17 protein-coding genes and 1 pseudogene are annotated in these 19164 nt (G+C 73.5%); 7 read left to right on the top strand and 11 right to left on the bottom strand.

The genetic code is table 11. The features are described from left to right. Nucleotides 1-381: 381 nt before the first annotated feature. Nucleotides 382-1491 carry an aspartate kinase gene (locus D7231_RS33955; protein WP_199739518.1) on the bottom strand — a complete coding sequence of 370 codons (1110 nt, stop codon included), beginning with the start codon at nucleotides 1489-1491 and terminating at the stop codon, nucleotides 382-384. Between the two features lie 19 nt (nucleotides 1492-1510). Then, nucleotides 1511-2956: an aspartate aminotransferase family protein gene (locus D7231_RS33950; RefSeq protein ID WP_120760093.1), complete on the bottom strand. Its 1446-nt coding sequence runs from the start codon at nucleotides 2954-2956 to the stop codon at nucleotides 1511-1513. Nucleotides 2957-3541: 585 nt separating this feature from the next. Here D7231_RS33950 and D7231_RS33945 point away from each other — a divergent pair. Beyond that, nucleotides 3542-4720 carry a GDSL-type esterase/lipase family protein gene (locus D7231_RS33945; protein ID WP_120760091.1) on the top strand — a complete coding sequence of 393 codons (1179 nt, stop codon included), beginning with the start codon at nucleotides 3542-3544 and terminating at the stop codon, nucleotides 4718-4720. Between the two features lie 106 nt (nucleotides 4721-4826). Here the strand turns inward: D7231_RS33945 and D7231_RS33940 are convergent. Beyond that, nucleotides 4827-5409, bottom strand: a pseudogene (locus D7231_RS33940) (TipAS antibiotic-recognition domain-containing protein); the annotation flags it as partial. Nucleotides 5410-5556: 147 nt separating this feature from the next. Here D7231_RS33940 and D7231_RS33935 point away from each other — a divergent pair. The 3 genes from D7231_RS33935 (at nucleotide 5557) to D7231_RS33925 (ending at nucleotide 7881) form a co-directional block, all read left to right on the top strand. After that, on the top strand, nucleotides 5557-6108 hold the full coding sequence (locus D7231_RS33935) for a GNAT family N-acetyltransferase (protein WP_120760100.1): 552 nt from the start codon (nucleotides 5557-5559) through the stop codon (nucleotides 6106-6108). 53 nt (nucleotides 6109-6161) lie between these two features. Beyond that, the gene (locus tag D7231_RS33930; RefSeq protein WP_199739517.1) at nucleotides 6162-7142 is read left to right on the top strand and encodes a helix-turn-helix domain-containing protein; all 981 of its coding nucleotides are present in this window, start codon (nucleotides 6162-6164) and stop codon (nucleotides 7140-7142) included. Nucleotides 7143-7206: 64 nt separating this feature from the next. Then, nucleotides 7207-7881 (top strand): dioxygenase family protein, encoded by a 675-nt coding sequence (locus D7231_RS33925; RefSeq protein WP_120760089.1) that lies wholly within the window; start codon nucleotides 7207-7209, stop codon nucleotides 7879-7881. A gap of 69 nt (nucleotides 7882-7950) precedes the next feature. Here D7231_RS33925 and D7231_RS33920 read toward each other — a convergent pair whose 3' ends face one another. Both D7231_RS33920 and D7231_RS33915 read right to left on the bottom strand, forming a co-directional pair. Beyond that, nucleotides 7951-9675, bottom strand: a complete 1725-nt coding sequence (locus D7231_RS33920; protein ID WP_120760086.1) for an acyl-CoA dehydrogenase family protein — start codon at nucleotides 9673-9675, stop codon at nucleotides 7951-7953. An 85-nt stretch (nucleotides 9676-9760) separates the two neighbouring features. After that, entirely contained in the window at nucleotides 9761-10336 is a 576-nt protein-coding gene (locus D7231_RS33915; protein WP_120760084.1) for a PadR family transcriptional regulator, read from the bottom strand. A gap of 115 nt (nucleotides 10337-10451) precedes the next feature. Between D7231_RS33915 and D7231_RS33910 the strand changes: the two genes are divergently transcribed. Together D7231_RS33910 and D7231_RS33905 are read left to right on the top strand one after the other, a co-directional pair. Then, entirely contained in the window at nucleotides 10452-11954 is a 1503-nt protein-coding gene (locus tag D7231_RS33910) for a hypothetical protein (protein WP_120760082.1), read from the top strand. 133 nt (nucleotides 11955-12087) lie between these two features. Next, nucleotides 12088-12900, top strand: a complete 813-nt coding sequence (locus tag D7231_RS33905) for a hypothetical protein (RefSeq protein ID WP_120760079.1) — start codon at nucleotides 12088-12090, stop codon at nucleotides 12898-12900. Between the two features lie 33 nt (nucleotides 12901-12933). Here D7231_RS33905 and D7231_RS33900 read toward each other — a convergent pair whose 3' ends face one another. The 5 genes from D7231_RS33900 to D7231_RS33880 are packed head-to-tail and all read right to left on the bottom strand — an operon-like array spanning nucleotide 12934 to nucleotide 17245. After that, complete coding sequence (locus tag D7231_RS33900) at nucleotides 12934-14154, bottom strand: beta-ketoacyl-[acyl-carrier-protein] synthase family protein (protein ID WP_120760077.1); 1221 nt, start codon at nucleotides 14152-14154, stop codon at nucleotides 12934-12936. Then, nucleotides 14151-14390: an acyl carrier protein gene (locus tag D7231_RS33895; protein ID WP_120760075.1), complete on the bottom strand. Its 240-nt coding sequence runs from the start codon at nucleotides 14388-14390 to the stop codon at nucleotides 14151-14153. Before D7231_RS33895 ends, D7231_RS33900 begins: the two co-directional genes overlap by 4 nt. After that, a complete protein-coding gene (locus tag D7231_RS33890) occupies nucleotides 14387-15457 on the bottom strand; it encodes a lysophospholipid acyltransferase family protein (protein WP_120760072.1) in 1071 nt (356 codons plus the stop codon). The genes D7231_RS33895 and D7231_RS33890 overlap by 4 nt, the downstream gene beginning before the upstream one ends. Then, the gene (locus D7231_RS33885) at nucleotides 15454-16230 is read right to left on the bottom strand and encodes a GNAT family N-acetyltransferase (RefSeq protein WP_120760070.1); all 777 of its coding nucleotides are present in this window, start codon (nucleotides 16228-16230) and stop codon (nucleotides 15454-15456) included. The genes D7231_RS33890 and D7231_RS33885 overlap by 4 nt, the downstream gene beginning before the upstream one ends. 49 nt (nucleotides 16231-16279) lie before the next feature. After that, complete coding sequence (locus D7231_RS33880; protein ID WP_199739516.1) at nucleotides 16280-17245, bottom strand: fatty acid desaturase; 966 nt, start codon at nucleotides 17243-17245, stop codon at nucleotides 16280-16282. A gap of 351 nt (nucleotides 17246-17596) precedes the next feature. Between D7231_RS33880 and D7231_RS33875 the strand changes: the two genes are divergently transcribed. Beyond that, nucleotides 17597-18577 (top strand): NAD-dependent epimerase/dehydratase family protein, encoded by a 981-nt coding sequence (locus D7231_RS33875; protein WP_120760067.1) that lies wholly within the window; start codon nucleotides 17597-17599, stop codon nucleotides 18575-18577. 58 nt (nucleotides 18578-18635) lie between these two features. Here D7231_RS33875 and D7231_RS33870 read toward each other — a convergent pair whose 3' ends face one another. Then, a complete protein-coding gene (locus tag D7231_RS33870) occupies nucleotides 18636-18995 on the bottom strand; it encodes a zinc ribbon domain-containing protein YjdM (protein ID WP_120760065.1) in 360 nt (119 codons plus the stop codon). Between the last annotated feature and the right edge of the window lie 169 nt (nucleotides 18996-19164).

Here is a 19164-nt window from a genome sequence, read left to right as displayed (position 1 = left end):
AATCGCGGATGTCGCCCGGCCCTGAAGCGGCGCAATAACGAAGCGCCGTTTCTCGGTCGACGGCGCCCAGCGACCCCGCAATTGTTAGCGGCGGCGAAAACCCCTGACAAGCACGGTGACCTACTACCCCCACTCATAGAAAAAACAAAAACCCCGCCCCATCCCCCTCATTCCGCCCCCGCACCCACTAACGCCCTTCGTAAGTGACCCACACCTCATGGGCGGCCTCACACCGCAGAGCCTGTTCGGTCACTGATAGATGCAGATCCGGCACTCGCCGTGTTCGCACTTCCTCAACCGAGAGCCGAGGGCCTGGGAACTGGAACCGGAACTGGAACGGGAACGGGAACGGGAAAGAGAGCGAGGAGGCCGCGGGCAGCGTCAGCCCGGCGCCTTGCGCGGCGCGGCGATGCGCGCGGCCGCGGCCGCGGCGCAGCCGGTCATGCCCGCCTGCTCGCCGGACGGGCTCGCGGAGCAGGCGTGGGGGGCGGGCTCCGCCGGCACGGCCGGCTCGGCGGCCCCTGCCACCGTCTCGGCCTCGGCCAGCGCATGGAAGATCGTCTCCGTGGAGCCCGTCGAGCCCGTGGAGCCCACGGAACCCGTCGAGCCCGGAACCCCCGAAGCACTCGTAGCGCCCGCCGCGCCCGCGGCCCCCGAAACAGGGCTCACCGGCGTCACAGCCGCCTCCGCCTGTTCACGGGCGGAGGCGGCGCTGCTCACGGCCGCCGCCCGGGCCGGGAGGCCCTCCGCCGCGTACGACGCGTCCGCCACCACCGTGCCGGGAAGGCCGTGGTACGAGGACCGCACATGGACGGTCACTCCGTACCGGCGGGCGTATTCGACGCTGCGCAGCGCCAGCACCTCGGCGCCCTGGAGGGCCATCTCGAGCATGGCCTCGTACGTCACGTGGCGCAGCAGCCGCGCTCCGGGGAAGACCTTGGGGTCGGCGGTGTAGACGCCGTCCACGTCCGTGCAGATCTCGCACACCTCGGCGCCGAGCGCCGCCGCCAGGGCGATCGCCGTGGTGTCGGATCCGCCGCGTCCCAGGGTGGTGACCTCCCCGGTCTCCCGGCTGATCCCCTGGAACCCGGCGACCAGCACGATCTCCCCGCGGTCGAGGGCCGCCCGGACGCGCTCCGGTTCGACGGCGATGACCTGGGCCCGGCCGTGGGTCGCCGTCGTGATCACGCCGGCCTGCGGGCCCGAGAAGGAGCACGCCCGTCCGCCGAGGTCGTGGATCGCCATCGCGGTGAGCGCGTTCGAGACCTGCTCGCCCGCCGCCAGCAGCATGTCCAGTTCGCGCGGGGACGGGGCGGAGGTCACCTCGCGGGCGAGGCGGAGGAGTTCGTCGGTGGTGTCGCCCATGGCGGACACCACGACGACGACGTCGTGGCCTTCTTCGTGCGTCGCCACGATGCGCTCGGCCACGTGCTTGATGCGTTCGGTGCTCCGCACCGAGGAGCCGCCGTATTTCTGGACGATGAGGTTCATCGGGTGACTCTTCCAAGGTTCATCGGGTGGCTCCTCTCCGCCCGGGCCGGGCGTCCGGCGCCGGCTCGGGCGGGGCGAAGCCGGCGTGGCGGGCAGGCGCCCGGGGGCTGCACGCGGAGACGGCGTCCACGAGGATCGAGCAGGCCGTGTCCACCACGTCGGGGGTGACGTTGAGGGGCGGGAGGAGGCGGACGACGGCGTCGTCGCGCCCGCCGCGTTCGACGATGAGGCCGTGCCGGAGCGCGTGGGCCTGGACCGCGGACGCGATCCCGGTCGCGGGGCGCCCGTCGTCCGGGTCGGCCAGCTCGACGCCCCACATCAGGCCGCGGCCCCGCACGTCGCGGACCCACGGGTCGGCGGTCAGCCCGGCGAGCCGGTCCGCGAGCTGCTCGCCGCGCCGCCGGACGTTGCCGAGGACGTCGTCGCGCCGCATGATGCGGATCGCCTCCACTCCCGCGGCGAAGGCGAGTTGGTTGCCGCGGAAGGTGCCGATGTGCGCGCCGGGCGACCAGACGTCGAGCGCCTCGTCGTAGAGGATGAGGGCGACCGGCAGGCCGATGCCGCTCAGCGCCTTGGACGCGACGATGACGTCCGGCTCGATGCCGTACTGCTCGAAGGCGAACCACGTTCCGGTGCGCCCGCAGCCCGTCTGCACCTCGTCGGCGATGAGGGGGATGCCGAGGGCCCGGGTCAGGTCCCGCACGCGCCGGACGAAGTCGGTGCGGGCGGGGATGGTCCCGCCTTCGCCCTGCACGAGCTCGATGATCACCGCGGCGGGGAGGGGGATGCCGCCGTTGCTGTCGGTGAGGGCGTGTTCCAGGTAGGTGGCGCAGTTCGTGGCGCAGCTGTCCGGCGTCAGGCCGACGGGGCACCGGCTGCAATAGGAGTACGGGAAGAAGTGCACGCCGGGCATGCCGTTGCGCACGGGTTCCTTCGGGGAGACCAGTCCGCTCAGCGCCATGGCGGCGTGCGTGCTGCCGTGGAAGGCCCCCTGGAAGGAGACGATGTCGCCGCGGCCCGTCGCAATCTTGCAGAGTTTGACGGCGGCTTCGACGGCGTTCGCCCCGGTCGGCCCGCAGAAGTGCACCTTCGTCCGCTCGCGCAGCTCCGGCGCCAGCATGGACAGCTGGGCCTCGGTGAACTCGTCCTTGGCGGGCGTGGGGAAGTCCAGGCCGTGGGAGAGGACGTCCAGTTGGCGGGCCACGACGCGGACGAGCTCGGGGTGGCTGTGGCCGAGCGAGAGCACACCCGCCCCGGCGAGGAAGTCGATGAAGACGTTCCCGTCGACGTCCCGGACGAAGCTGCCGGCACCGTCCGCCAGCGCGATGGGCAGGTGGCGGGGGTACGTACGGGCGGACGACTCGCGCTGCTCCTGGCGTGCGAGGAGTTCGGCCGAGCGGGGTCCGGGCAGGTCGCCGCGGACGTGCGGGCCCCTCGGGGTGCCGGGTTGCAGGGACGACGTCATCGCGTGCCTCCACCGGGGTGTGCCGCTGTGCGGGGAGCGTCAAGGGCGCGGACGCGGGAAGCGGGAGAGGAGGCGCCGGCGGAAACCGGCCGTTCGGGGGCGGGCGGAGGGCCGTCGGCGGACGGCTCTGACGAGCCGCCCGGAGGGGAGTCCGTCCGGGTGGGTCCGGCACGCGCTGTGAACCCCGCCATGACAGCCGCCTCTGCGGCGCACCGCGGCGAACGGGGCCGGCTCAGGCCCGTCGCCGGCTGCGCGGCCGCATCAGCGCGGGATCCCTCGGATGTGTGCGGCGAGTCCCTCGCACGCGAGCCACGGGCCGCCGGGGCCGGAACGGCGGGGCGGCGGCCGGAACGGTCCGCTTCCCATCACTTCCTCCAGAAAGGAGATCTTTGCCCTTCCCATCCTACGGAGTTCCGCGGCCGCGGACCCGTCGGCCGGGGGCGGTGAGGTCAGACCGCAGCAATGAGTCCGCCTCCGTCACGGAACGCTACGCAGCGTCACCACGCTTGGGTGTGAGGCAACATGATCACCGGCGCAGGCAAAAATCCGCGTGCGCATCGTTTACTCGCTTGACAGGCTGTGACCATGAATTCCCCGCTCAACGACACCCCCACGGACTGGATCACCACGCCCGTCGAAGCCCGCTTCCTGCGCGGCGCCCTCGATGTGGAGCGCACCGCGCTCGGCGTCCGTCCGCACCGGCTGCCCGCCCGGGTCCGCCGGCAGTTCCCCGATCCGTCCCTGGCGATGATGGAGGCCCAGCCCTCCGGTGTACGGATCGCCTTCCGCACCCGGGCCACCGCCGTCGAGCTGGACGTGCTCCACACGAAGACGGTCTACAAGGGCATCCCGCCGCTTCCCGGCGGCGCGTACGACCTCGTCGTCGACGGCAAGCCGGCCGGGCGGGCCGAAGCGAGCGGCGGCAGCGTCCTCACCATCGACCTGGCCACGCAGGCCGTGGAGAACCGTCCGGGCCCGCCCGGCAGCGTGCGGTTCGGCGCTCTGCCCGCGGGCGAGAAGGACGTCGAGATCTGGCTGCCGAACAAGGAGACCGCCGAGCTGATCGCGCTGCGCACCGACGCGCCCGTCGAGGCCGCGCCGGACAGCGGCCGCAGGGTGTGGCTGCACCACGGCAGTTCGATCAGCCACGGCACCAACGCCGAGGGCCCGACCGGGACCTGGCCGGCGGTGGCCGCCGCCCGGGGCGGCGTGGAGCTGATCAACCTGGGCTTCGGCGGCAACGCCCTGCTCGACCCGTTCATCGCGCGCACCATGCGGGACACCCCCGCGGACCTGATCAGCGTCAAGCTGGGCATCAACCTGGTCAACCACGACCTGATGCGCCTGCGGGCCTTCGTCCCCGCCGTGCACGGCTTCCTCGACACCATCCGCGACGGGCACCCCACGGCGCCGCTGCTGGTCGTCTCCTCCGTCCTGTGCCCCATCCAGGAGGACACCCCGGGCCCCGGCGCGGCGTCCTTCGACGACGGCAAGCTCCGGTTCCGGGCGCTCGGCGACCCGTCGGACCCCTCGCGGCTGACGCTCCGCGTCATCCGGGAGGAGCTCGCCCGCATCGTCGCCCAGCGCGTGGCCGACGGCGACGCGAACCTGCACTACCTCGACGGCCGCGAGCTCTACGGCGAAGCGGACGCCGCCGAGCTGCCGCTGCCCGACGACATCCACCCGGACGCGGCCGGCCTGCGCCGCATCGGCGAACGCTTCGCCGAGCGGGCGTTCGGCGACGGCGGCCCGTTCGCCGCCTGAGCCGGAGTCCGGCAGCGCCCGGCTCGAACCCCACCCCCAGGGTTCGAGCCGGATGCAGGGCGGGCCCGAGCCGGTCCGGGCCGCCGCGGCGATGTGCGGCCGTCTCTCAGCTCAGCCGGGTCGTGGCGTACGCCTCGATCGCGTCGCGCTGGTACGCGGCCAGGCCCGGGGCGATCGACTCGTACGCCGCGCGCCAGTGGGCGTTCTCCACACAGGAGCGGCCGATCGCGCGGTACTCCTCGGCGGTGACCGCCCGGATGCGGGCCAGGATCCGGTACTGGCCGTCGATCTCAGCCTGCACGGCTTCGCCGCCGGCGGGCGCGCCGGAGGGCCAGAAGCTCGGCCAGCCGGATCATCTGCGCCGTCCGCTCGCGGTGCCCGGCCTCGATCTCGGACTCGCTCATCGCCGCGGTGTGCCGCTCGACGGCTCCGGCCGGCTCCGGGAAGCCGCGCAGGGTCTTCATGTACTGGTCGGGCCGGATGCCTTCGAACAGGTTCTCCGGCCGGTTGATGTCGATCACGGGACTGCCGTCCTTCCTGGACTGCTCGAGTTCGGTGATCGTGCGGAAGACGGTGCCGGCCAGGGCGTCGAGCCGGTCCCGCTCGGCGAGCAGCCGGCGGTGGTGGCCGCGCAGGGCCTCCAGTTCGTCGACCTGCGCGGCCAGGACGCGGCCGATCTCGGCCAGGCCATCGCGGCCTCCCTCACGAACGCCTCACCGGGCCGGCCTCTCCGGCCCTGCTGACGACGGTAGAAGCTGCCGCAGCGGCAACTTCAAGCCCGGAGCGGCCGGGGAAATGCGCGTGCCCCGCTCCCGGCGCCCCACTACGTTGGCGTGATGTCCGAACTGCGCACCGCACGCCTCCTGCTCCGCGAGTGGCGGGATTCCGATCTCGTTCCCTGGGCCGCCATGAACGCCGATCCCGAAGTCCGCCGGTACTTCCCGGGCGTGCTCACCCCGGAGCAGAGCGCGGCGTCCGCCGCCCGCTTTCAGGGCGACCTCGTCCGGCGGGGCTGGGGGTGGTGGGCCGTGGAGGTCGCGGCCACCGGTGAGTTCATCGGGTTCGCCGGGCTGGACCCGGTGGAGGAGGGCATGCCGTTCACCGGTGTGGAGGCCGGCTGGCGGCTGGCCCGGCCGGCGTGGGGGCACGGCTACGCCACCGAGGCCGCCCTGGCCGTCGTGGACTTCGGCTTCGAGAAGCTCGGGCTGCCGGAGATCCTGGCCGTGACGACGGCCGGCAACCTCCGTTCGCGGGCGGTGATGCGCCGCATCGGCATGACCTACGATCCCGCCGACGACTTCGACGACCCGGACGTGCCCGAGGGGCCGCTGCGCCCGAGCGTGGTGTACAGGCTCCGGCCCGGGCATCATCGGCCCGGCGAGGGGTAGGCCGGTAGGCCCCGGCACCGGCCCCGGGAGGCGCAGAACGGAGGCCCGCAGACATGACCAGCCGCACGCTCGGCCGCACACCGCCCGCCGACCCCCTTCCCCTGCACCGCCTGCACGTCGCGCCGCCGCAAGTGCCGCCGTTCGCCATGGGCTCCTTCGAGACGTTCGGCCCCGATGCCCGGGCGGGCTATCCGCACCGGCACACCTTCTACGAGATGGTCTACGTGACCGGTGGCGCGGGCGCGCACGTCATCGACCTCGTCCGCAGGCCCCTGGACCTCCACCTCCCCCACCTGTGCGTCATCCTGCCCGGGCAGGTGCACTACTGGGAGCGCGCGACGGGCCTGCGCGGCGAACTGCTGCTGTTCGGCGAGGACTTCCTGCTGGCCCGCCCCGGCGACCGCGAACTGCTGCACGCGCTCGGCGAACGGCAGTGGCTGCAGCTCCCCGCCGCCCCGGCCGGAGCCGGCGACGACGCCATGGGCATCGGCGCACTGGTCCGGGCGATGGGGGCGGAGTTCGCCGCGAAGGCGGACGGCTACGCGTCCGTCCTGGAGGCGTACCTGCACATCCTGCTCGTCCGCGCGCTGCGCCTGCCCGGCGCGCGAAGACCGGGCGCGGCGCCGGGGCGGGCCGCGGAGGTCGCGCGGGAGTTCGGCCTGCTGCTCACCGCGGGCGCCGAGCGGTCGGTCGGGGCGTACGCGGCGCGCATCGGCGTCTCCGTCGGCTATCTGAACGAGGCCGTCAAGCAGGCGACCGGCCGTACGCCCGGCGAACTGCTCCGCGCGGCCCGGACGCTGGAGGCGAAGCGCCTGCTGGCCGGCTCGGACCTCGGTGTCGGCCAGGTCGCGCGGCGCGTCGGCTTCACGGATCCCGCGTACTTCTGCCGCTTCTTCCGCCGGGAGACCGGGGTCAGCCCCGGCGACTTCCGCCGCCGGGCGGCGACGGCGCAGCCGGACGGCACCGGCTCCCCCGACGGCAATCACCACGTTCACCGAACGGAGTCCATCGATCCGCACGGCTCGCCTTCCTAAGTTCATGGGTGAACCAGGTGGACCGAGTGAACAGGTGAAGCAGTCGACTCCGAGGAGGCGGACCATGACGGACGATCACGCCCGCACGAACGATCCGGAAGCGGCAGGCCGGCGCCCGCTCAGCCGCAAGACCTTGCTCAAGGCGGCCCTGGTCGCCCTGCCGCTGCCCGCGCTGCTCGGCGGCGGCGTGGCCCTCGCGCGGGACCACCGGCCCTCCGACGGCCCGCTGCCGCCGACCCCGTTCTGCGACGACGGTGACGATCCGACGCCGCCGCAGATCGAGGGCCCCTACTTCAAGCCGGACTCCCCCGAGCGCGCGTCCCTGCTGGAGCCGGGGACGCGCGGCACCCGGCTCACGGTCCGCGGCTACGTCTTCGGGACCTCCTGCCGGCCCGTCGCGCACGCCCTCCTGGACTTCTGGCAGGCGGACGACTCGGGCGCGTACGACAACACCGGCTTCCTGCTGAGGGGGCACCAATACACGGACAGGCAGGGCGCGTTCACGCTCACGACGATCGTGCCGGGGCTCTACCCGGGCCGCACCCGCCACCTCCACGTCAAGGTGCAGGCCCCGGGCGGCCCGCTCCTCACGACGCAGCTGTACTTCCCCGGCGAGCCCCGCAACAACACCGACCCGATCTTCAACGCGGCCCTGCTGATGAACGTCCGCCGGGCGGGCCCGGCAAAGGAGGCGACGTTCGACTTCGTCGTCGACCCCGGAAGCGGCCTCCACAGCTAGCGGCCCGGGCCGGCGCAGGCGGTGGGGCGCGCGGCGGCCCGCCCCACCTTCCGCGTCACCGGGCGGGTGCTACGGCGCCATCTCGTACGCCCCGGACAGCGCCTCGACGCGCTCCCACACGCGCGCCGAGCGGGCGTCGTCGGCGACGGGGCGGCGGACCGCGCCCAGCGCCCAGCTCTGCTGTTCCTCGGTCGCGGAGTCCTTGCCGTGCAGCTCGACGGCGTGCGCGGAGAAGTCGCGGACGAGGACGGCGAACAGCTCGTCGAGCACGTCCTCGTCGAGGCCGGTCAGGCGCGCCTGCTCCAGGATCAGCTGACCGTGGACGACGAGCGCGAAGAGCTGGCCGACGGCGAGGAGGAGGTCGAGGTCGCGGCTCTGCTCCTCGCCGGGGGCGGCGGTGGTGACGAACGTGCACAGCGCGTCCGCCTGCTCGCGGAAGCGGCCGACGTTGGCCACGTGGGCGTAGGCGTCGTAGGCGGTGCGCCAGTCGTGGAAGCGGATGGAGCCCAGGCCGCGGGCGGGCCCCTGCTGGAAGAGGAACGCGTCGTCGGCCGCGTCGAGGCGGGTCGGCACGGGCGCGTACTCGGCCGGGTTCAGCAGGTGGTTGCCCATGAACTTCAGGATCAGCGCGAGGTTGACGTGGACCGTGCCCTCCAGCTTCGGCAGGCCCCGGATCTCGGTGGCGGCCTGCGCGAAGTAGGTGTCCTTCTCGAAGCCCTTGGCGGCGATGACGTCCCACATGAGGTCGATGACCTTCTCGCCCTCGGTGGTCACCTTCATCTTCGTCATGGGGTTGAAGAGGAGGTAGCGGCGGTCGTCGGGGCCGGCGGAGCGGAAGTAGTCGACGGCGCGGTCGCTGAACAGCTTCATCCCGACGAGGCGGACGTAGGCGTCGGTCAGCTCGCGGCGCACGTGCGGGAAGGCGGTGACGGGGCGGCCGTAGAGGATGCGGTTGTGCGCGTGGGTGACGGCCTCGTACATCGCGTGCTCGCAGATGCCGATGGCGCCCGTGCAGAGGTTGAACTTGCCGACGTTGACGGTGTTGAGGGCGGCGTCGAAGGCGGCCCGGCCGGTGTGCAGGATGTCGTCGGGGCCTACGGGGTAGTTCTCCAGGCGGAACTCGCTGACGTACTTCGACGAGTCGACGACGTTCTTGACCAGGTGGTACGCGGTGTGGCGGCTGTCGGCGGCGAAGAAGACGTAGCCGTCGGGGCCCTCGACGTCGGTGCGGCGGCCGAAGACGGAGACGAGGCCCGCGGCGTTGCCGTTGCCTATGTAGTACTTCGAGCCGCTGGCGCGGAAGCCGCCCTTGCCGTCGGGCTCCAGCAGCATGTCGGTGGAGTAGATGTCGGCGCCGTGGGCCTTCTCGGAGAGGCCGAAGGCGAACACCTCGCCCTCGGAGAGGAGCTCCGCCGCGCGGGCACGGGCCACGGCGTTGTCGCTCTGCCAGACGGGGCCGAGGCCGAGGATGGTGACCTGCCACGCGTACCAGTAGTCGAGCCCGTAGAAGCCGAAGATCTCGTTGAGGGCGGCGATGCGGGCGGTGTCCCAGCGCTTGTCCTGCTCCCCGTCGGCGGCGGCCGACGCGGGGGTCAGGAACGTCGCGAACAGACCCTCCTTGGCGGAGAACGCGAGGAAGTCCGACAGCCAGGCGCGGGAGCGGTAGTCCTCGATCAGCTTGCGCTTGCCGCGCTCCTCGAACCAGTCGACGGTGGCGCGCAGCAGCCTGCGGGTCTCGGGGTCGAAGTGCGCGGGGTCGTAGGTGCGCGGGTTGAACAGGAGCGGGTCGGCCATGGAGGGTCGCCTTTCCGGCTTGAAGGGTGAGGAGACGAGGGCAGGGACGAAAATCAGGTGTGGCTACCGGGGGCTCAGCCCCGGGTCAGTGCCCGGCGCCGAGCCGGTGGAGCGTGGCGAGGACGTCGTCGAGCCAGGCGAGCGTCATCCGCTCGTACGCGATGCCGCCGCGCAGGACGACGTGTTGCAGCTCCTGCCCGGCGTCGGGCGGCCCTGGCGTGCCGGACGTCCCGGGGGCCTCGGGTCCGGTGAAGTCGCGCAGCTCCCCCGCGAGGTAGTGCGCGAGCCTGTCGGAGTGCGCCCGGTGGTGCCGTTCGACCTCGCGGATCAGCGCGGCGGGGTCGTCGAAGGCCGCGCCGCGGATCTTGACGGCGAGGTCGTGCCGGACGCTCTCCGGTTCGATCGGTTCGTGGAGCCATTGCGAGAGGGCGGCCCGGCCGGGGGCGGCGACGGAGTACTCCTTCTTGTCCGGCCGGCCCTGCTGCGGCACCTCGCGGACGTCGAGCCGGCCGTCGGCCTCCATGCGCTTGAGGACGCGGTAGATCTGCTGGTGGGTGGCGGTCCAGAAATAGCCGATGGACCGCTCGAAGCGCCGGGCCAGCTCGTAGCCGGAGCCCGGCTTCTCCAGCAGGGAGACGAGGATCGCGTGCTCGAGCGCCATGGCACGGATCCTTCTATGCAACTCGTTTCATAGACAAGAGGTGCCGCGCGGGTGAGACGCGGCTCACGGCGGGACGGGGCAGGCCTGCCGGAACCCTGGGTTCAGCGCCTGCGTCGTGAAGATCGTGACAGGCATAGACACCGACACGCTCGACGAACTCTCCCAGACGTGGGACGACATCCGGGAGAACTTCCAGGACTACCGCAACGACGAGTACGACCGGGCGGTCCTCGACTGCGCGGCCCGGCTCGCCGCCGACCCCGGCGGGACGGCGCACGTCTGGACCCTCGGGCTGGTGATGACGGCTCCCTACGTCGCCTGGCTGCCGGGCGACGGGGTCCGGCAGGCCGTCGTGGAGGCCCTGGAAGCCGCCGACGGGACGCTCCGCGACCGGCCCTGCGACCACGCCTCCCACCCGTACCGGGAACACGACGACGACCACGACGTCTACCTCGTCGACCAGCTCCGGCAGCTCGCCGACGAGACGGGCGAGTGGGACGAGGAGCGGCCGCGGGACGAGTGGCTGTGCCCGCACAACACGGCCGGTTTCGCCCGGATCGCCCTCGACATCATCGCCCCGGGAACGGTCGCGGACGTCCCGCCCCGCATCCCGGTCGACGACCGCAACACCATCACCACGCTGTCGGCACTGCTCCACGGCTACCCGAAGCCGTGGACCGACATCGACGAGGAGATCTCTTCCCAGGCCCGGGACCTGAAGGCCGCGGACCCGGCGGACCGTGCCGGGCGGCTCCAGGTCGTCAGGGCGGTGTCCTGGTACGCCGTCTCCGGCATGGTGCGCACGAAGTCGGTCATCGACGAGCTGGTCGCGGCCGTCGAGCAGGCCCTGCCGCACTTCGAGGACGCGTCCTGCGACCACGAGCAGCACCCGGTCCTGCCCGGCAGCGGCCCGGACGCCGCCGAGCTCGGCGTCATGATGAGCAGCCCCGGCGGGCGGGGCGTCTACGAACGGATCCGCGCCGAGGAGGGGTGGGGTGCGCCGCTGGAGAAGGTCGTCTGCCCGGTCCTCATGAAGGAGGTCGCAAAAGATGTCCTGACCCGGCTGCGCGAGCGGCGCGACGTGCTCTTCGGGCACCGCGACACCTCCCACGCCGACGCCGAGTACCTGCGCGCGGACGGCCGGCTGGAGATCGAGCGGATCGCGGACCGGCTCGACTTCTCCAGCCGGAACGAGCCGTACGCCGACGACCTGGGCCTGTGGGCCGCGCGCCGCTACGAGCGGGCCGGCGACCGGGAGCGCGCCGTGCTCCTGCTCACGATCTACCAGACCATGAAGATCTCCTACCCGAGCCCACCGCTCCCCGTCGTCCGGGGCGTCCTCACGGCGCTACGCGCCGTGGCCGCCGCGCCCCGGCCGGACGCGTGTGCGCACGACGACGAGCACCCGACGCTGCGCTACGCGGAGTTCCGCCGGGGCATGCCGCACTTCTACGCCCCGGAGGAGTTCGCGCAGGAGGGGACCGCGCAGGACGAGGAGCGTCGCAGCGCGGAGGCGTGGACGTGCCCGCGGTTCGCCGCGGCGGTCGCCGAGGAGTGCATCGAGAGCCTGGAGGGGCTCTACGAGGAGACCGCGGAGGACGAGGCCGGCGTGGAGTGAGGCGGGTGTCCCGATCCGGCCGCCCATGAGGCGTGAACCGGCCACCCCGGACCGTCCGCGCTCGCCGTCGGCGAAGGGCCGGGATCCTTGAAGGGTCCCGGTCACTGGACTGACCGAACGAACGGGGTACCGCATGGTCAGGTGGGGGAAAGCGGCGGACGACGAATCGGCGGGACGGACCCTGGAGGCCATATCCGGCCTGCGGGGCGAGATCGGTAAGGCGCTCCGGGAGGGGTTCCTCGAACTGCGCCGCCAGAACAGTGAGCTGCGAGAAGAGCTGCGCGAACTGCGGCGCACCGTCCAGGACGTGAACAAGGACGTCGCGGAGCACCGCCGGGAGACCGAAGCGCTGCGGCAGGAGCTGCGGGCGGCGGAGGCGGCCCGCCGGGAAGCGGCCGAGACTCGCAGCGAGGCCTGGACCGGTCCCGGGGCTGAGGCCGAGCCCCTCAGCGAGGCCGAAGCTCTCACCGAGGTCAGGGCCGAGGTCGACCGCGCGGACCGCGCTCCCCTCCCGGAGGCCGCAACGGGCGAGGACACGCACGAGAAGCGGCTGGAGAACGCTGCGGGCATCAGCGCCGCGGAGCTGATCTGTCACCGCGACACGTGGGCGTTCATCGTGGAACAGGCCGCCCGCAACGCCCACTTCAGGGTTCCGGGCGAGGTCTCCGCGGGGAAGGACGGCGCGGCGAGCGTCGTCGTGTCGGGGCGCAGCCTGATGGCGATCCTCACCGCCCTGCATGCCGTGCGGGAGCAGGGCCACGCCGCCGATCCCGGCGACTGCGCCCTGGCCAGGAAGTTCTACGAGCGCATCACCGCCGTCGTGGACACGGTCGGCCCGGTCGGTCACCGCCCGCAGGCCGCCGGGCGCGCCGCCGCGGAGACGCCCCAGCGCGTGGTGATCGTGATCGACGACCGTCCCGGGCGGCAGGCGAGCGGTTCCGGGTGACCGGCGCCGGACGGGTGGCGGCGGGAGGACGGATCACGCCGGGCCGAAGACCAGGACCGCGTTCTGGCCGCCGAAGCCGAAGGAGTTGCTGACGACCGTGGTCAGCCGGGCCCGGCGCGGGGCCTTGCGGACGATGTCGAGGGGGAGGCCGGGGTCGGGGTTGTCGAGGTTCGCGGTGGGCGGGATCAGCTGGTGCTGGAGGGTGAGGACGGCGCACGCCGCCTCGATGCCGCCGGAGCCGCCCGCGGAGTGGCCGAGGACGCTCTTCGGGGCGGTGACGGGCGGCGGGGTGCCGAACACCCGGGCGAGGGCGCGGTATTCGGTGAGGTCGTTGATCTTCGTGGCGGTGCCGTGGGCGTTGACGTGGCCGACGTCGCCGGGCGTGAGGCCCGCGTCGGCCAGGGCCGCGTGCAAAGCGTCCGCGGCGCCCCGCCCGTCCGGGTGCGGGGCCACGGTGTGGTGGGCGTCGCAGGAGGCTCCGTACCCGCGCAGCAGGGCCCTGGGCCGGGCGCCGCGGGCGCGGGCGTGGGCCGGGCGTTCGAGGACGAGCACCCCGGCTCCTTCGCCGAGGACGAAGCCGTCGCGGTCGGCGTCGAACGGCCGGGAGGCGCCTTCCGGGTCGTGGCCGCGGGTGGACAGGGCGCGCATCTGGTGGAAGCCGACGGCGGTGCTGCGGGCCCGCAGCGATTCGCTGCCTCCGGCCAGGGCGATGTCGCAGCTGCCCGCCCGCACCAGGTCGCGGGCCACGCCGATGGCCGTGGCGCCGGAGGCGCAGGCGGTGGAGACGGCCAGGTTGGGGCCGCGGGCGCCGAGGTCGAGGCCGACCTCGCCCGCGGGCATGTTGGGGATGCTGCGCATGATCGCCATGGGTGAGACGCGGTCGGGGCGGCCGGCTGCCATCCAGGCGAACGCCTGGTCGTAGTGCTCCATGGACGCGCTGCTCGCCCCGATCACCACGGCGACCCGCAGCGGGTCCCAGGCGGTGGTGTCGAGGCCGGCGTCGGCGACCGCCTCGCGGGCCGCGATCAGGGCCATGGCGCTGAACCGCTCCAGCCGGGCCGCCGGCCGCCGGCCCAGCGCGCCGGCCGCGTCGAAGTCGCTCGCGCAGGAGAAGTCGACCGCGAGCCCGGCCAGCAGGGGGTCCCGCGCGGCCAGGGACCTGCCGGCCAGCAGGCCTTCCCAGGTGGCGGCCACGCCGGTGCCGGCCGGGGTGACGAGCCCCAGGCCGGTGACGGCGACGTCGCCCTTGCTCATCGTCCGGCCGTCGGCGCGGACAGCAGGTCCGCCGCCTCGGCGAGGGTCAGGTCGCTCAGGCCCTCCAGCGGGAGCAGGGAGTCGGTGTGTTCGTCGAGGGCCACGGCCAGTTCCACCAGGGCCATGGAGTCCAGCTCCAGTTCCGCGAACGTGCGCTCAGGGGCCAGCCGTTCGGGATCGATGCCGATCCGGGTGATGAGGGTCTCGGTCAGGGTCTCGTACGTGCTGCTGCTCATCGCCGTCCTTTCAGATCGTTCGTCTCGCTCGTCTCGTTCATCTCGTTCGTCATCGGTGCTCTCACGACCGGGTCGTTCTCACCGGGACCGCCCGCGCATCGGGTGCACCCCGCATGCCGTGCGGAGCAGTGCCGCCGCGAGCAGCGGAGGGCCACGGGGCTGTGGGCGTCGACCGCGCGCTCGGCGAGCGCGGCGAGGCTCCGCCGGTCGGGCGCCGTGCCGGGAGGTATGAGGGGCAGGAAGGTGACGTCGACGGCCAGTCCGCGGAGCGCGGCGGTGTTGCGCAAGGACTCCGCGGCGGACATGGGGCCCACGTAGGAGGCGCCGGTCGTGGGCGCGCCGGCGATCCGGTAGCGGAGGGCGACCGGGCGGACGGCCGCTCCGGCGTCGAGGGCGGCCTGGAACACGGCCGGGCGGTAGCGGCCTCCGGCGGCGCCGCACCAGGTGGTGCCCTCGGCGAACACGGCGACGGCATCACCGCGGCGCAGCGCGGCGGTGATGCGCGCGACGCTGTCCGGCAGCGTGGAGAGCCGGTCCCGGTCGACGTAGAGGCTGCGGCCGAGGGCCGCGATCCAGCCTATGACGGGCCATCGGCGCAGGTCGGCCCGGCTCACCAGGCGTACGGGCAGGGCGGCGGGGAGCACGGTGACGTCGAGCCACGACGTGTGGTTGCTGACGACCAGCGGCGCGACGGGGCTCGTGGGGGCGTGCGCTCCGTGGACCGTCACCGTCCAGCGGACGCCGACCGAGCGCAGGATGCCGCGCATGTAGCAGCGGTAGGCGGCGTCCGACACCCGGTGTCCGGCGAGCCTGGTGAGGGCCAGCAGGGGCAGGTGGGCGAGCAGCAGCAGGAACGCGGCGATCCGCAGCGTGCGGCGGAGGTGTCCGACGGTCGGCGGCCGGGGGTGCAGGCAGCCGCGGTCGCAGGAGGAGACCGGCCGCCAGGGCGCTGCGTCCCCGGGAGGGGATATGGCCCCGGAGGGCGCTGCGGCCGCGGAGGGAGGTACGGCTCCGGAGGGCGGTGCGGCCCGGGAGGGCGCCGCGGTCCCGGGTGGCGGCGCCGTCATCCGCTCATCCTTCGCAGGAGGCGGAGGTAGCCGGGGTGCACGCGGTCCAGGGAGAGGAGGACGAACAGGTCGGCGGCGTCGAAGGCCGCGTCGTAGGCCGGTGGTCCGCAGACCCAGGCGCCCAGCCGCAGATAGCCCTGGAGGAGCGGGGAGAGGGCGCCGCCGGGTTCCTCCGGCACGGTGCCGGCCGTGTCGGCCTGCCAGGGGACGAGGGGGGTCACCCGGTGCGGGAGGGGCGCGTAGTGCTGTTCGCGGGTCGTGCGCCAGGCGAGGGCCGCGCGGCCGCCGCCGTCGTCGAGGGGGACGGAGGCACAGCCGCACAGCCAGCGCAATTGATGTTGCGTCAGGTAGGTGAGGATGCCGGACCACAGGGCGAGCATCACGGTGCCGTTGCGGTGGCGGGGGTGGACGCATGCGCGCCCGGCCTCCACGAGGTCGTCACGCAAGGGCGCGAGGGCGCTGAGGTCGAACTCTCCGTCGGCGTAGAGCTTCCGGGCGGCGCGGGCCGCTCGCGGGGGCAGCAGGCGGTAGGTGCCGGCGAGTTCTCCGGTGGCGGTCGCGTGGACGACGAGGTGGTCGCAGAGCGCGTCGAAGGCGTCCACGTCGCGGCCGTCGATCGCGTTGACCGCGCCGGCGCCGAACTCCTCCGTGAAGACGGCGTGCCGGAGCCTCTGGGCGGCGTGCACGCCCGCTTCGTCCGCGGCGAGGGTGACCTCGTAGCCGTTCGGGGAGGCGGGGTCGCCCGTACGGGCCAGGACTCGTGTTCCGCTCATCGGGGCCGTCCGTTCTCCGGCTCGCCGGCCACGCCGGGGCGGGGCTGCCTCATCGGTCCGCCCTGACCGGGCCGCGCAACTGGCGTGACACGGCCGGCACCCAGCCGAGGTCGTAGCGGCCGCCTTCCCGGGCGAAGCGGGCGCGCAGCGCGGACCACGGCAGCCCGGGGTGGCGGTGGTGCACGCCGTGCAGGTTGAAGCCGAGGGCGAAGGCTTCCAGCGGGCGCGGCAGCCGCAGGTTCATCGCCTGGAGCGGGGCGTCCAGCGGGGTGGCGTAGTGGTAGGCGTTGTCCGGCAGCGACACGACGAGCGCACGCCCGGCGAGGGCGGCGCACAGCATCCAGGCGTGCTCGCCGTAGGCCGCGAAGGCGGCCGCGTACAGGGCGGCGACGGCCGCCGCGTCGGCGCGGAGCTGCCGCAGGGCCTGCGGGCGGGCGAGTCGGTCGAGCAGCGGACCGGCCACGGTGTCCGGCGCCTCGGCCGTACGGGCGAGGCGCCGCAGCACTTTAGCGGGCAGCAGGGCGAGGAGCACCGAGGTGCACTCCATGAGGTAGAGGCCGCCCAGAAGCCGCGCGTAATAGCCCGGCGCGGCCTTGGCCCAGGTGGTCGTCCGGGCGTCGTAGACCTCGGTGCGCTCGCGGAGCGTGCGGTTGTAGCGGTGGTGGAGCAGGTGCCCGGTCTTCAGGACGACGAAGGGCGCGCCGTGGAGCACGGCCAGGGCGCGGCCGCAGCGGTCGTTCCACGGCCGGTCGGCGAGCAGGGTGCCGTGGATGCCCTCGTGGACGAGCGACCACAGGGGTGTCGCGGTGAGGGCCAGGGGCACCAGCACCCACCCCCACGCGGGGTCGGCGGGCAGCAGCCACAGGGGCAGCGCGACCAGCTGGCAGAGGCCGACGGCGAAGGCCGGGCACATGAGGCGGACGGCCGTGGCCGTACGGGGCCGGCCGGCGGCCGGCGCGCGAGGGCCGGGAGCTCCGTGATCGGGGGCGTTGCGGTCGGTGGCGGGGACGGTCACAACGGCTCCTTCCGCCGCGAGCGGACGGGAACCCCGGGCCCGCAGCCTTTCCGGGAAGTCGGGAGGCAGGAAGGGAAGCGTCGAGAGGCGGAGAGAGCGGAAGGAGTGGGGAGGCGGAGAGAGCCGGAGTGCCGGAAGGGCCGGGATGCCCCGGCGCCCGGATGCCGGTTACGCAGGAGGACAAGGGGCAGGATGCCCAGGGCGCGCGGCGGCATACGCCTCGTCCGGCAGAGTTCATCTGAAGGTGTGCAGTCCGCCCACTGAGCACCCTGTTCCGGTCATCGCGGGGAGTGGCTCTGCCGTCGGCGAATTCGTGTTCACACGGAGCCCGTTCGATGATGTGGTGCCGGGATGGAGATCCTGATTCTGGGTGGGACGGCGTGGCTGGGCCGCGAGGTGTCGCGGCAGGCCGTCGAGCGCGGCCACCGGGTGACGTGCCTCGCCCGCGGCGAGAGCGGAGCGGTGGCGGAAGGAGCGGTCCTGGTGGCCGCCGACCGGCGCGACGCGTCGGCTTACGATCCGCTGCTCGACCGGGAGTGGGACGCGGTCGTGGAGGTGTCGTGGCAGCCGGGCTTCGTCCGCGGGGCGCTCGCCGCCCTGGGCGGCAGGGCCCGGCACTGGACGTACGTCTCGTCCATCAGCGCCTACGCCTCCGCGGTGGGCGCGGACGAGTCCGCGGCGGTCCTGGCCCCCACCGGCCTGAGCGAGGCCGGCCGCGAGGTGTACGGCGAGGCGAAGGCCGCCTGCGAGCAGGCGTCGGCGGCCGCGGTGGGCGACCGCCTCCTCGTCGCGCGGGCCGGCCTGATCGGCGGCCCCGGTGATCACAGCGGCCGCTCCGGCTACTGGGTCGCCCGTGCGGCGCGGGATCCGCACGGGCCCCTGCTGGTGCCGGCGACGCCGGGCCTGCCGACCCAGGTGGTCGACGTGAGGGACCTCGCCGCCTGGCTGCTCGACGCCGCGGCGGCGGGGACCGCCGGCACCTACGACGCCGTCGGCCCGGTCGTGCCGTTCGCGGACTGGATCGGGCTGAGCCGCACCCTCGGCGGGCACACCGGGCCCGTGGCCGGTGCGGACTCCTCGTGGCTGATCGCGCACGGCGTGGCGCAGTACATGGGGCCGGAGTCGCTGCCGATGTGGATGGCCGAGCCCGGCTGGGAGGGCTGGTCGGCCCGCAGCGGCGCCGCGGCGCGGGCCGCCGGGCTGCGCCACCGCCCCCGGGCGGAGCTGCTGGCCGACACCTTGCGGTGGGAGCGCGAGCAGGGCCTGGACCGGGCGCGGCGTGCCGGGCTGAGCGCCGGGCGGGAAAAGGAACTGCTCGCCGCCCTCGGCTGAGGGTGGCGAGCAGTACGGGTCAGGGCTTGCGGTACGGGTCGGGACCAGCGGTTACGGGTCAGGCCTTGCGGACCACGCTGGACTTGAGCTGCATGGCACCGAACCCGTCGATCTTGCAGTCGATGTCGTGACCGTCCGTGCCGTTGACGAGACGGATGTTGCGCACCTTGGTACCGGCCTTGATCCCGGTCGGGCTGCCCTTGACCTTGAGGGTCTTGACCACGGTCACGGTGTCACCGTCGGTGAGGACGTTGCCGACCGAATCCTTGATCACCGAGTCCTCGGAAGTGCCGGTGGCGGCGTCCCCGGAGGCCGCGGGCGACCACTCGTGGCCGCACTCGGGGCAGACGAGGAGCGCGCCCATCTCGTAGGTGTAGGCGCTGGAGCACTCGGGGCACGGCGGCAGGGTCTCGTTCACCGAAAGAGTGTATTTCAGGCGCGACGGCGTTCCGGACGACGCGAAGGGCGGTGGCGCCCCGGGATCCGGGGTGCCACCGCCCTCGCGATGATGTTCAGCTGTCTGCTGTCGGCTACGGCTCAGTACGCGGAGTTGACGTTGTCCATCGAGCCGTACTTGTCGGCCGCGT

Origin of the sequence: Streptomyces klenkii (assembly GCF_003626645.1) — a bacterium.
Taxonomy (GTDB): Bacteria; Actinomycetota; Actinomycetes; order Streptomycetales; family Streptomycetaceae; genus Streptomyces; species Streptomyces klenkii.
The sequence above is the reverse complement of the archived record's forward strand: the minus strand, read 5'-3'. Positions and strand labels throughout refer to the sequence as shown.